11 protein-coding genes and 1 tRNA gene are annotated in these 12,881 nt (G+C 66.8%); 7 read left to right on the top strand and 5 right to left on the bottom strand.

Annotated elements, in window-relative coordinates; translation table 11 throughout:
* Positions 1–37: 37 nt before the first annotated feature.
* The 5 genes from ACNQS7_RS31955 to ACNQS7_RS31935 form a co-directional block, all read right to left on the bottom strand.
* On the bottom strand, positions 38–937 hold the full coding sequence (locus ACNQS7_RS31955) for an NHL repeat-containing protein (RefSeq protein ID WP_418015715.1): 900 nt from the start codon (positions 935–937) through the stop codon (positions 38–40).
* 382 nt (positions 938–1,319) lie between these two features.
* A tRNA-Val gene (locus ACNQS7_RS31950) sits at positions 1,320–1,391 on the bottom strand.
* Between the two features lie 46 nt (positions 1,392–1,437).
* Positions 1,438–1,899 carry a peroxiredoxin gene (locus tag ACNQS7_RS31945; protein WP_418015714.1) on the bottom strand — a complete coding sequence of 154 codons (462 nt, stop codon included), beginning with the start codon at positions 1,897–1,899 and terminating at the stop codon, positions 1,438–1,440.
* Positions 1,899–2,309, bottom strand: coding sequence for a DUF3052 domain-containing protein (locus ACNQS7_RS31940; RefSeq protein WP_055577200.1), 411 nt, complete (start codon positions 2,307–2,309; stop codon positions 1,899–1,901). Before ACNQS7_RS31940 ends, ACNQS7_RS31945 begins: the two co-directional genes overlap by 1 nt.
* A gap of 84 nt (positions 2,310–2,393) precedes the next feature.
* Positions 2,394–2,978 carry a hypothetical protein gene (locus ACNQS7_RS31935; protein WP_418015713.1) on the bottom strand — a complete coding sequence of 195 codons (585 nt, stop codon included), beginning with the start codon at positions 2,976–2,978 and terminating at the stop codon, positions 2,394–2,396.
* Between the two features lie 160 nt (positions 2,979–3,138).
* On the opposite strand from ACNQS7_RS31935, the gene aceE reads away from it, so the two are divergent.
* The 7 genes from aceE (at position 3,139) to ACNQS7_RS31900 (ending at position 12,880) form a co-directional block, all read left to right on the top strand.
* Complete coding sequence (gene aceE, locus ACNQS7_RS31930; RefSeq protein ID WP_418015712.1) at positions 3,139–5,928, top strand: pyruvate dehydrogenase (acetyl-transferring), homodimeric type; 2,790 nt, start codon at positions 3,139–3,141, stop codon at positions 5,926–5,928.
* 145 nt (positions 5,929–6,073) lie between these two features.
* Positions 6,074–7,390 carry a PucR family transcriptional regulator gene (locus ACNQS7_RS31925; RefSeq protein ID WP_418015711.1) on the top strand — a complete coding sequence of 439 codons (1,317 nt, stop codon included), beginning with the start codon at positions 6,074–6,076 and terminating at the stop codon, positions 7,388–7,390.
* A 140-nt stretch (positions 7,391–7,530) separates the two neighbouring features.
* Entirely contained in the window at positions 7,531–8,439 is a 909-nt protein-coding gene (locus ACNQS7_RS31920) for an ACP S-malonyltransferase (protein WP_418015710.1), read from the top strand.
* Positions 8,440–8,512: 73 nt separating this feature from the next.
* Entirely contained in the window at positions 8,513–8,860 is a 348-nt protein-coding gene (acpM, locus tag ACNQS7_RS31915) for a meromycolate extension acyl carrier protein AcpM (RefSeq protein WP_055577195.1), read from the top strand.
* On the top strand, positions 8,857–10,107 hold the full coding sequence (gene kasA / locus ACNQS7_RS31910) for a 3-oxoacyl-ACP synthase KasA (RefSeq protein ID WP_055577194.1): 1,251 nt from the start codon (positions 8,857–8,859) through the stop codon (positions 10,105–10,107). The genes acpM and kasA overlap by 4 nt, the downstream gene beginning before the upstream one ends.
* 38 nt (positions 10,108–10,145) lie before the next feature.
* Entirely contained in the window at positions 10,146–11,399 is a 1,254-nt protein-coding gene (kasB, locus tag ACNQS7_RS31905; RefSeq protein WP_055577193.1) for a 3-oxoacyl-ACP synthase KasB, read from the top strand.
* Positions 11,400–11,458: 59 nt separating this feature from the next.
* Positions 11,459–12,880 (top strand): acyl-CoA carboxylase subunit beta, encoded by a 1,422-nt coding sequence (locus ACNQS7_RS31900; protein ID WP_055577192.1) that lies wholly within the window; start codon positions 11,459–11,461, stop codon positions 12,878–12,880.
* Position 12,881 lies beyond the last annotated feature (1 nt).

The raw sequence follows: 12,881 nt of genomic DNA, 5'->3' as shown, positions 1-12,881 counted from the left end.
CGGCACCGCTCATCGTTATGACTGAACGCGCCAAACCTCATCGTGATCCCTTCGGCAGCTTCACCACCCGGTCGTTGCGGGCGTCGGCGACGTACACGGTGCCCGCGCCGTCCACCGCCACCCCGGCCGGGTCGTCGAGGCCATGGAACCGCAACCGGGTCTGCGTGCTGGACCCGGGCGGCAGCGTCAGGACCTGATTGTGCAGGCTGTCGATGACGTACACGGTGCCCGCGCTGTCGACCGCCACCCCGGAGGGGTATTCGAGGCCGGTGAAAGGCAGCGCGGTCTGGTTGCTGGATCCGGCCGCCAGCTTCAGCACCCGACCGTGATAGTGGTCGGCGACGTACAAGGTGCCCGCGCCGTCCACCGCCACCCCGGCGGGGTCGCTGAGGCCATGGAACCGCAATCGGGTCTGCGTGCTGGATCCGGCCGCCAGCGTCAGGGCCTGATCCCGAAGCCTGTCGACGACGTATACGGTGCCCGCGCCGTCCACCACCACCCCGGTGGGGTCTTCGAGATCGGTGAACGGCAGCACGGTCTGGGAACTGTCTCCCGCTGCCAACTTCACCACCCGACCGCTGTCGTTGTCGGTATCGGTGACGTACACGGTGCCCGCGCCGTCCACCGCCACCGCGGCGGGGTGTTTGAGCTCGGTGAAGGGCAGCACGATCTGGGCGCGAGATCCGGCCGCCAACTTCACCACCCGTCGGTTGTCCCGGTCGGTGACGTAAACCGTGCCCGCGCCGTCCACCGCCACCCCGGCGGGGTGTTTGAGGCCGGTGAACGCCAGCACTGACTGCGCATCGGACGAAGGCTCCGTGGTGCTGATGATCAGCCTGGTGACGGCAGCGATGATGGCGACGGTCAGCACGACGGCCGGGATCAAAACGGCCTTGCGCCGCCACCACCGGCGGGGGGCATCCGCCCCGTTCTCCACCACGACCCTCCCAAGCTCGCCCCTCAAAGCACAGTCTTCTTTGCCAGACCCGGCGACAGCTACCGGCTTGATTGACCGCTACGTGCGGTAATGGCATTGCTTATGCGACGTCAATCATCTCGTCGGGGGTGGCGCGTACATCAGGGTATTTCGACCCGTAACTGTGTGGTCCTTGGTAGCCCAAGACCCCTGCGCTCAGAACGAATACACATTCTCGGAGCTCACGAACATGCCGTGGCTGGTGCGGTCGTTGACGAACCGGATGCCGGTCTCGGCGGGGTAGATCGGGGGACGACGCCCGCTAACCCTGCGCGAGCAGACGCAAAGTCACCTCATTTCGGCACGAAATGGGTGACTTTGCGTCTGCTCGCCATTGGAAAAGTGGGCGCGGACGGTATCGAACCGCCGACCGCTGGTGTGTAAAACCAGAGCTCTACCACTGAGCTACGCGCCCTTGTGCCCCGGCGCAGGCTACACGCCGAAAGCCCAACCACCCAAAATTAAACGCGCAACGCCTCCAGCGCCTGGGTCCACACCGCACGATCCCGCGCCTCGCCCGGCTGCTTCATCTCGGCGAACCGGATGAACCCCTCCTTGTCGACCACGAAGGTGCCACGGTTGGAGATGCCGGCCACCTCGTTGAACACCCCGTAGGCCTGGCTGACCTCCCCGTGCGGCCAGAAGTCCGACAGCACCGGGAACAGGAAACCGCTCTGCACCGCCCAGATCTTGTGCGACGGCGGCGGCCCTACCGAGATGGTCAACACCGCACTGTCGTCGTTCTCGAACTCCGGCAGGTTGTCCCGCAGCTGGTCGAGCTCGCCCTGGCAGATCCCGGTGAACGCCAGCGGGAAGAACACCAACAGCACGTTCTTGTGGCCGCGATAGCTGCTGAGCGTGACGGGCTGCTGGTTCTGGTCGCGCAGCGTGAAGTCGGGGGCAGTGGCTCCGACGTCGAGCATCAGCGCTTACCGGCCCGCGACTTCGGCTGCACCAACCGGCTGGCCGCCCAGTTGCCCAGGTTGACCGATGAGGTCGGCATCAGGCCCGCGGTGGGGGCCGCCTCCGCGATGTCGGCGGGCAGGACGTGACCTGGCCGGCCCGTCTTGGGCGTCAGCACCCAGATGACGCCGTCCTCGGCGAGCGGGCTGATCGCGTCCATCAGCAGGTCCACCAGGTCGCCGTCACCGTCGCGGTACCACATCAGGACGACGTCAACGACCTCGTCGGTGTCCTCGTCAAGTAATTCGCTGCCGCAGGCATCCTCGACATCAGCGCGGATGTCGTCGTCGGTGTCTTCGTCCCAGCCCCATTCCTGGACGACCTGGTCCCGTTGGATGCCCAGTTTGCGAGCGTGATCCGCCGCGACCACCGTGGAACCTCCTAAACAACCGAACGCAAGACAACCGAGAGCGACGAACGTAATCGTCGCACAGGCACTACTAGCTTCATACGGCTAACCCACGCACATTTTCAACGCCTTGGTCTTGGCGTCGTTGAGCCGGTCGACCCGCCTGTTGAACTCACCGGTGGACGCGTGGGTGCCGATCGCGTTCGCAACCTGCCGGGCAGCGTCGTTGTAGGTGTTCATCGCGTCGCGCATCTGGCCCGGCAGCGCGTCGCTGTAGCTGTTCTCCACCGCCGACGCGCTGGCGTTGAGCGCGTCGATGGCCGGACCTTCGGCGGGTCCGGTGTTCTTGCCGCCGTTGAAGGCCGCGACGAAGGCGTTGACCTTGTCGATGGCTTCCTTGCTGGTGGTGGCGAGGGTGTCGCACGAGGTGCGGATCGCCCGAGTGGTCACCGACGCGATGCGCTGGGATTCCCGAACGCTGGACGTCACCGACGACGCCGACACCGATGCGGACACCGAGGACCGGTACGCGGGGGCGACGTTGGTGTCCGGCGCTCCGGACCCTTCTGTCACCTTGGTACAGCCGACAATGCCGATCGCCACGACAGCGATGGACCCGAGAGCCAGGGCGCCTCGCCTGGGGAACGCCCCCACGCTCCTGCGCGGGACGGCACGCCATCCGATGAGCACGGGATCTGACGTTACCGGGTGCCGATCCCATCTGCCCCACTAGCACCGACTTCGGTGTGGCATCCGCGAGTGGAACACGGGTACCCGCCGGAGACGCCGGTGCGGCACGATAGAGGGACGATCCCTCGAGCATCACCCATGCCGACTACAGGAGCGGAAGTTGACCACCGAGTTCGCCCGCAACGATCTGGCCAAAACCTCAAGCAGCACAAGCGAACCCGATCGCGTTCGGGTGATCCGGGAGGGTGTCGCGTCGTATCTGCCCGACATCGATCCGGAGGAAACCTCCGAGTGGCTGGAGTCGTTCGACGACCTGCTGGCGCGCTCGGGGCCCGCGCGGGCGCGTTATCTGATGCTGCGCATGCTGGAGCGGGCCAGCGAGCAGCGGGTCTCGATCCCCGCGCTGACGTCGACCGATTACGTCAACACCATCCCCACCGAACTGGAACCGTGGTTTCCCGGCGACGAGGACGTGGAGCGGCGCTTTCGCACCTGGATCAGGTGGAACGCGGCCATCATGGTGCACCGCGCCCAACGCCCCGGCGTCGGCGTCGGCGGCCACATCTCGACGTATGCGTCCTCGGCGGCGCTCTATGAGGTCGGCTTCAACCACTTCTTCCGCGGCAAATCGCACCCCGGCGGCGGCGACCAGGTGTTCATTCAGGGGCACGCCTCCCCCGGCATCTATGCCCGCGCCTTCCTCGAGGGCCGGCTGAGCAGCGACCGGATGGACGGCTTCCGCCAGGAGCACAGCCACGCCGGCGGCGGCCTGCCGTCCTACCCGCACCCACGCCTGATGCGCGACTTCTGGGAATTCCCCACGGTGTCGATGGGGCTGGGCCCGATGAACGCCATCTACCAGGCCCGGTTCAACCACTACCTGCATGACCGCGGCATCAAGGACACCTCCGATCAGCACGTGTGGGCCTTTCTGGGCGACGGCGAGATGGACGAGCCGGAAAGCCGCGGACTGATCCAGGTGGCCGCCAACGAAGCACTGGACAACCTGACCTTCGTCATCAACTGCAACCTGCAGCGCCTGGACGGCCCGGTGCGCGGCAACGGCAAGATCATTCAGGAGCTGGAGTCGTTCTTCCGCGGGGCCGGCTGGAACGTCATCAAGGTCGTGTGGGGCCGCGAGTGGGATGCACTGCTGCACGCCGACCGCGACGGCGCGCTGGTGAACCTGATGAACACCACGCCCGACGGTGATTTCCAGACGTACAAGGCCAACGACGGCGCCTACGTGCGCGACCACTTCTTCGGCCGCGACCCGCGCACCAAGGCGCTCGTCGAGAAGATGAGCGACTCCGAAATCTGGAACCTCAAGCGCGGCGGTCACGACTACCGCAAGGTCTACGCCGCCTACCATGCCGCCGTCGCGCACAAGGGCCAGCCCACGGTCATCCTGGCCAAGACCATCAAGGGCTATTCGCTGGGCGCCCACTTCCAGGGCCGCAACGCCACCCACCAGATGAAAAAGCTTGCCGCCGAAGACCTCAAGCACTTCCGCGACGCCATGCGGATTCCCATCACCGACGCGCAACTCGAGGAAGACCCCTACCTGCCGCCGTACTACCACCCGGGCCCGGACGCCCCGGAGATCCGCTACCTGCTGGACCGCCGGCGCACCCTGGGCGGATTCGTCCCCGAACGCCGCACCAAGGCCAAGGCGCTCAAGCTGCCCAGCCGCGATGTGTACAAGGCGCTGAAGAAGGGGTCGGGCAACCAGGAAGTCGCCACCACCATGGCGCTGGTGCGCACCTTCAAGGAACTGTTGCGGGACAAAGAAATCGGCCACCGCATCGTCCCGATCATCCCGGACGAGGCCCGCACCTTCGGGATGGACTCCTGGTTCCCGTCGCTGAAGATCTACAACCGCAACGGCCAGCTCTACACCGCTGTGGACGCCGAACTGATGTTGGCGTATAAGGAAAGCGAAGTCGGGCAGATCCTGCACGAGGGCATCAACGAAGCCGGCTCGGTGGGGTCGTTCACCGCGGTCGGCACCTCGTACGCCACCCACGACGAGCCGATGATCCCGCTCTACATCTTCTATTCGATGTTCGGCTTCCAGCGCACCGGCGACAGCCTGTGGGCCGCGGCCGACCAGATGGCCCGCGGCTTCGTGCTGGGCGCCACCGCGGGACGCACCACGCTGGTCGGCGAGGGCCTGCAGCACGCCGACGGGCATTCGCTGCTGTTGGCGGCCACCAATCCGGCCGTGGTGTCCTACGACCCGGCGTTCGCCTTCGAGATCGCCTACATCGTGGAGAGCGGTCTGGCGCGGATGTTCGGCAAGGACCCGGAGAACGTCTACTTCTACATCACCCTCTACAACGAGCCCTACCCGCAGCCGCCGGAACCGGAGAATTTCGACCCCGAAGGCCTGTTACGCGGCATCTACCGCTATCGCGCGGCCAAGGACAAGCGATCCAGCACGGCCCAGATCCTGGTGTCCGGGGTCGCGATGCCCTCGGCGCTGAAGGCGGCCGAGATGCTCGCCGAGGAGTGGGACGTGGCCGCCGACGTGTGGTCGGTGACCAGCTGGGGCGAGCTCAACCGCGACGGCGTGGAGATCGAGAAGCAGCGGCTGCGTCACCCCGACAAGCCGGCGGGCGAGGCCTACGTGACGAAGGCGCTGAAGGACACGCGCGGCCCGGTGGTGGCTGTGTCGGATTGGATGCGCGCGGTACCTGAGCAGATCCGGCCGTGGGTACCCGGCACGTTCGTGACGTTGGGTACCGACGGGTTCGGCTTCTCCGACACCCGGCCTGCCGCCCGGCGCTACTTCAACACCGACGCCGAATCAACGGTGGTCGCGGTGCTCGCGGCGCTGGCTCGCGACGGCGAGATCGACCCGTCGGTGGCCGCCACCGCCGCCCGTCAGTACAAGATCGACGACGTGCAGGCCGCGCCCGAGCAGACGTCCGACCCCGGCGTGGCGTAGGCCGTCGCTCCTCCCGCCGAGCGTGAAGCTGGCTTCACATTCGGCACCGAGCGTGAAGCTGGCGTCACGCTCGGCCGACGAGCGCGCCGGCGCCCCACAAGCCCCTTTAGCGGACTTCGACAGAAAAAGGGCGTAGCTTTTAGGAGTGAGCGACAACAACCTGGCGCAGCAGCTCGGGCGTCCCCGGTCGCCGCTGGAGCTGCTGGACACCGTGCCGGACTCCCTGCTCCGCAGGTTGAAGCAGTATTCGGGTCGGCTGGCCACCGAAGCGGTCTCGGCCATGCAGGAGCGGCTGCCCTTCTTCGCCGACCTGGAAGCCTCCCAGCGCGCCAGCGTGGCCCTGGTGGTCCAGACGGCCGTGGTCCACTTCGTCGAGTGGATGCAGGACCCGCACAGCGACGTCAGCTACACCGCGCAGGCCTTTGAACTGGTGCCTCAGGACCTCACCCGGCGCATCGCGCTGCGCCACACCGTGGACATGGTGCGGGTCACCATGGAGTTCTTCGAGGAAGTGGTGCCGCTGCTGGCCCGCACCGAAGAGCAGCTGACCGCGCTGACCGTCGGCATCCTCAAGTACAGCCGCGACCTCGCGTTCACCGCCGCCACCGCCTACGCCGACGCCGCCGAGGCGCGGGGCACCTGGGACAGCCGGATGGAGGCCAGCGTCGTCGACGCGGTGGTCCGCGGTGACACCGGCCCGGAACTGCTCTCCCGGGCGGCGGCGCTGAACTGGGACACCACCGCGCCGGCCACCGTCATCGTGGGAACCCCGGCACCCGGACGCGCCGACGGCGAGGCCGGAAGTGAGCGCGCCAGCCAGGATCTCCGCGACATCGCCACCCGACACGGCCGGGCGGCCCTCACCGACGTGCACGGCACCTGGCTGGTCGCCATCGTCTCCGGTCAGCTGTCGCTCACCGACAAGTTCCTCAAGGACGTCCTGGTGGCCTTCGCCGACGAACCGGTGGTGATCGGGCCGACGGCACCCATGCTCACCGCCGCCTATCACAGCGCCAGCGAGGCCATCTCGGGGATGAACGCGGTGGCCGGCTGGCGCGGGGCCCCGCGTCCGGTACTGGCCCGGGAACTGCTTCCGGAACGGGCCCTGATGGGTGACGCGTCGGCAATCGTGGCGCTGCACACCGACGTCATGCGGCCGCTGGCCGACGCCGGGCCGACGCTCGTCGAAACCCTGGACGCTTTCTTAGATTCGGGCGGCGCTATTGAGGCTTGTGCCAGGAAGTTGTTCGTTCATCCAAACACCGTGCGCTACCGGTTGAAGCGGATCACCGATTTCACCGGGCGTGATCCCACCCAGCCAAGGGACGCGTACGTCCTGCGGGTGGCGGCGACGGTGGGCCAGTTGAACTACCCGACGCAGAGTCCCAGCGCCGCCAACAACGCGGTGCCACAGCTTCCGTCGCCGGTCAGAGGGGGTTCCGGAGCCGTTTCCGGCCGATAGTGATTTAGATGACAGGTAGCGGGTGTATCTCAAACACGTAGCTTACGGAGCTATTTTGTAGGAGGTATACAAAAACCTAAGACCAGGTTCATAATCTGTTACACCCCGCAAAACCGTCTTCACAGTGTTCTCTTAGACACGTGATCGCTTTGCTTGCGCCCGGACAGGGCTCTCAAACTGAGGGAATGCTGTCGCCATGGCTGGAACTGCCAGGCGCAGCGGACCAGATCTCGGCATGGTCGACGGCCAGCGGCCTGGACCTGGCGCGCCTGGGCACCACGGCGTCGACCGAGGAGATCACCGACACCGCCATCGCCCAGCCCCTGATCGTTGCGGCCACCCTGCTGGCCCACCAGGAGCTGATCCGGCGCGGGCTGCTGTCCGGTCAGGATTTCATCGTCGCGGGCCACTCCGTCGGCGAGATCGCGGCCTACGCGATCGCCGGTGTGCTGGCCGCCGATGACGCCGTCATGCTGGCCGCCACCCGCGGCGCCGAGATGGCCAAGGCGTGTGCCGCCGAGCCCACCGGCATGTCGGCCGTGCTCGGCGGCGACGAGTCGGAGGTGCTGACCCGGCTCGAGCAACTCGACCTCGTCCCTGCCAACCGCAACGCCGCCGGCCAGATCGTCGCCGCCGGACGGCTGACCGCGCTGGAGAAGCTTGCCGAGGACCCGCCCGCCAAGGCCCGCGTCCGCGCGCTGGGTGTGGCCGGAGCGTTCCACACCGAGTTCATGGCGCCGGCCCTGGACGGCTACGCCGCGGCCGCGGCCGGCATCGCGACCGCCGAGCCCACGGCCACGCTGCTGTCCAACTACGACGGAAAGCCGGTGAGTTCTGCCGCCGCGGCGATGCAGACCCTGGTTTCTCAGCTGACCCGGCCGGTGCGCTGGGATCTGTGCACGGCTTACATCCGTGAGCAGAATGTCTCGGCGATCGTGGAGTTCCCGCCCGCGGGCACCCTCACCGGCATCGCCAAACGCGAACTTCGGGGGGTTCCGACGCGAGCCGTCAAGTCACCCGCAGATCTGGACGAGCTGGCGAATCTCTAACCGCCCGCTTCGCCCCAGAAAACCAAGTACGTCAAATCGGTTTACACACAACACATTACGAAGGGAACTAACTGTGGCCGTCAGTCAGGAAGAAATCATCGCCGGTATCGCCGAGATCATCGAAGAGGTCACCGGTATCGAGCCGTCGGAGGTCACCCCGGAGAAGTCGTTCGTCGACGACCTGGACATCGACTCGCTGTCGATGGTGGAGATCGCCGTGCAGACCGAGGACAAGTACGGCGTGAAGATCCCGGACGAGGACCTCGCCGGCCTGCGCACCGTCGGTGACGTCGTCGCCTACATCCAGAAGCTCGAGGAAGAGAACCCCGAGGCTGCCGAGGCGCTGCGCGCCAAGCTGGAGACGGACAACCCCGAGGCTGCTGCCAACGTCAAGGCGAGGCTGGAAGCGGACAGCAAGTGACCAAGCCTTCCACTGCTAATGGCGGTTACCCCAGCGTTGTGGTAACCGCCGTCGCGGCGACGACATGCCTCGCGCCGGACATCGAGAGCACGTGGAAGGGCTTGTTGGCCGGCGAAAGCGGCATCCACGTTCTCGAAGACGACTTCGTCTCCAAGTGGGACCTGCCGGCCAAGATCGGCGGACACCTCAAGGAACCGGTCGACATCCACATGGGCCGACTGGACATGCGACGCATGTCGTATGTCCAGCGGCTCGCCAAGTGGCTGAGCGGCCAGTTGTGGGAGTCCGCCGGCAGCCCTGAGGTCGATCCCGATCGCTTCAGCGTCGTGGTGGGCACCGGTCTGGGTGGCGCCGAGCGGATCGTCGAGAGCTATGACCTGATGAACGAGGGCGGCCCCCGCAAGGTGTCGCCGCTCGCCGTTCAGATGATCATGCCCAACGGCGCCGCCGCGGTGGTCGGCCTGCAACTCGGTGCCCGCGCCGGCGTGATCACGCCGGTGTCGGCCTGTTCGTCGGGCTCGGAGGCCATCGCCCACGCGTGGCGTCAGATCGTCATGGGTGACGCTGACTTCGCGGTGTGCGGCGGCGTCGAAGGACCTATCGAAGCGCTGCCGATCGCGGCGTTCTCGATGATGCGGGCCATGTCCACGCGCAACGACGAGCCCGAGCGGGCGTCGCGGCCGTTCGACAAGGACCGGGACGGGTTCGTGTTCGGCGAGGCCGGAGCGATGATGATCATCGAGACCGAGGAGCATGCCAAGGCACGTGGCGCCAAGCCGCTGGCCCGCCTGATGGGCGCCGGCATCACGTCGGACGCCTTCCACATGGTCGCCCCTGCCGCCGACGGCACTCGTGCCGGCGGGGCAATGCGACGGGCGATGGAGTTGGCGGGCTTGTCCCCCAGCGACATCGACCATGTCAACGCGCACGGCACCGCGACACCTATCGGTGACACTGCCGAGGCCAACGCGATCCGGGTCGCCGGATGCGAAAACGCCGCCGTCTATGCGCCGAAATCGGCGCTCGGGCACTCGATCGGCGCCGTTGGCGCGCTCGAATCGGCGCTCACGGTGCTGACCCTTCGGGACGGAGTCATACCACCGACGTTGAACTATGAGACCCCGGACCCAGAGATCGATTTGGACGTGGTCGCCGGTGAGCCTCGCTACGGCGAGTACCGCTACGCGATCAACAACTCGTTCGGGTTCGGCGGCCACAACGTGGCGCTCGCTTTTGGACGCTACTGAGTGGCGCTGTTAAGTACGGAAGGAACGTGGCACAAGCCATGACAGAGCTGGTTACCGGGAAAGCCTTCCCGAATATTGTCGTTACCGGCATTGCCATGACGACCGCATTGGCAACCGACGCCGAGAACACGTGGAAGTGTCTGCTCGACGGGCAAAGTGGCATTCGGGTTCTCGAGGACGATTTCGTCGAGGAGTTCGACCTGCCGGTGAAGATCGGCGGGCACCTGCTCGAGGAGTTCGACAGTCAACTGACGCGAATCGAGTTGCGCCGCACGGGTTACCTGCAGCGGATGTCCACCATCCTGGGACGTCGGGTGTGGGAGAACGCCGGCTCGCCGGAGGTCGACACCAACCGGCTGATGGTCTCCATCGGCACCGGGCTGGGTTCGGCCGAAGAGCTGGTCTTCGGGTACGACGAGATGCGGGTGCGCGGTTTCCGTGCGATCTCCCCGCTGACCGTGCAGAAGTACATGCCCAACGGCGCGGCAGCGGCGGTGGGCCTGGAACGCCACGCCAAGGCCGGGGTGATGACCCCGATCTCGGCGTGTGCGTCGGGGGCCGAGGGCATTGCCCGTGCCTGGCAGCAGGTTGCGCTGGGTGAGGCCGACATCGCGATCTGCGGTGGTGTGGAGACCAAGATCGAGGCGGTGCCGATCGCCGGTTTCGCCAACATGCGAATCGTGATGTCCACCAACAACGATGACCCGCAGGGCGCCTGCCGCCCGTTCGACAAGGACCGGGACGGTTTCGTGTTCGGTGAGGCCGCCGCGTTGATGGTGATCGAGACCGAGGAGCACGCCAAGGCCCGGGGTGCCAACATCCTGGCCCGCATCATGGGCGCGAGCATCACCTCGGACGGCTTCCACATGGTGGCGCCCGACCCCAACGGAATCCGGGCCGGGCACGCGATCACGCGGGCAATCCAGCTCGCCGGCCTGCAGCCGAGCGACATCAGCCACGTCAACGCTCACGCCACCGGCACTCAGGTCGGCGACGTGGCCGAGGGCAGGGCGATCAACAACGCGCTCGGCAGCAACCACCCGGCGGTGTTCGCGCCGAAGGGTGCGCTGGGGCACTCGGTGGGTGCGGTCGGCGCGGTCGAGTCGATCCTGACCGTGCTCGCATTGCGGGATCAGGTCATCCCGCCGACACTGAACCTGGTCAACCTCGACCCCGAGATCGACCTGGACGTAGTGGCCGGCAAGCCCCGATCCGGGAATTACGAGTACGCGATCAACAACTCGTTCGGGTTCGGCGGTCACAACGTGGCGATCGCTTTCGGGCGTTACTAGAAAGCTCCAAGGATCACGGGATAAACCCAGAGCACCACAGGCGAACTAGGAGATCTGCGATGACAATCATGGCCCCCGAGGCGGTTGGCGAGTCGCTCGACCCCCGCGATCCGCTGTTGCGTCTGAGCAACTTCCTCGACGACGGCAGCATCGAGCTGCTGCACGAGCGGGACCGCTCGGGCGTGCTGGCCGCGGCCGGGACCGTCAATGGCGTACGGACAGTGGCGTTCTGCACCGACGGCACCGTGATGGGTGGCGCCATGGGCGTCGAGGGTTGTGCGCACATCGTCAACGCCTACGACACCGCCATCGAGGAGCAGTGCCCGATCGTGGGCATCTGGCACTCCGGTGGTGCCCGGCTCGCCGAAGGCGTCAAGGCGCTGCACGCGGTGGGTCTCACCTTCGAGGCCATGATCCGGGCGTCCGGCTACATCCCGCAGATCTCGGTGGTCGTCGGCTTCGCCGCCGGCGGCGCCGCCTACGGGCCGGCCCTGACCGACGTCATCGTGATGGCGCCGGAAAGCCGGGTCTTCGTCACCGGGCCCGACGTGGTTCGTAGCGTCACCGGCGAGGACGTCGACATGGCTTCCCTGGGTGGGCCCGAAACCCACCACAAGAAGTCCGGGGTGTGCCACATCGTCGCCGACGATGAGCTGGACGCCTACGAGCGCGGTCGCCGGCTGGTCGGATTGTTCTGCCAGCAGGGACATTTCGACCGCAGCAAGGCCGAGGCCGGCGACACCGACATCCGGGCGCTGCTGCCGGAGTCGTCGCGACGGGCCTACGACGTGCACCCGATCGTCACCGCGGTGCTCGACGCAGAAGCTCCTTTCGAGGAGTTCCAGGCCAAGTGGGCGCCGTCGATGGTGGTTGGCCTGGGCCGTCTGTCGGGTCGTACGGTCGGCGTGCTGGCCAACAACCCGCTGCGGCTGGGCGGCTGCCTGAACTCCGAAAGTGCGGAGAAGGCAGCGCGTTTCGTGCGCCTGTGCGACGCGTTCGGCATTCCGCTGGTGGTCATCGTCGACGTGCCGGGTTACCTGCCAGGTGTCGACCAGGAGTGGGGCGGTGTGGTGCGACGCGGCGCCAAGCTGCTGCACGCCTTCGGTGAGGCCACGGTTCCGCGGGTCACCCTGGTGACGCGAAAGATCTACGGCGGGGCCTACATTGCGATGAACTCACGTTCGCTCAACGCAACGAAGGTGTTCGCCTGGCCGGACGCCGAGGTTGCGGTCATGGGCGCAAAGGCTGCCGTCGGCATCCTGCACAAGCGCAAGCTGGCCGCCGCCCCGGACCACGAGCGCGAGGCACTGCACGACGAGTTGGCCGCCGAGCACGAGCGCATCGCCGGTGGGGTGGACAGCGCCATCGACATCGGCGTGGTGGACGAGAAGATCGACCCCTCGCACACCCGCAGCAAGCTCACCGAGGCGCTGGCTCAGGCGCCGGCACGCCGCGGCCGCCACAAGAACATCCCGCTGTAAC

The organism is Mycobacterium sp. 23 (genome assembly GCF_048287075.1).
GTDB classification, from domain to species: Bacteria; Actinomycetota; Actinomycetes; order Mycobacteriales; family Mycobacteriaceae; genus Mycobacterium; species Mycobacterium gordonae_B.
This window is presented reverse-complemented; position numbering and strand designations above follow the sequence as displayed.

Excerpts from the sequence above, each read along its gene's own strand:
- ACNQS7_RS31900 (WP_055577192.1), top strand. The coding sequence starts at position 11,459 with ATGACAATCATGGCCCCCGAGGCGGTTGGCGAGTCGCTCGACCCCCGC.
- ACNQS7_RS31945 (WP_418015714.1), bottom strand. The coding sequence starts at position 1,899 with ATGCTCGACGTCGGAGCCACTGCCCCCGACTTCACGCTGCGCGACCAG.
- kasB (WP_055577193.1), top strand. The coding sequence starts at position 10,146 with ATGACAGAGCTGGTTACCGGGAAAGCCTTCCCGAATATTGTCGTTACC.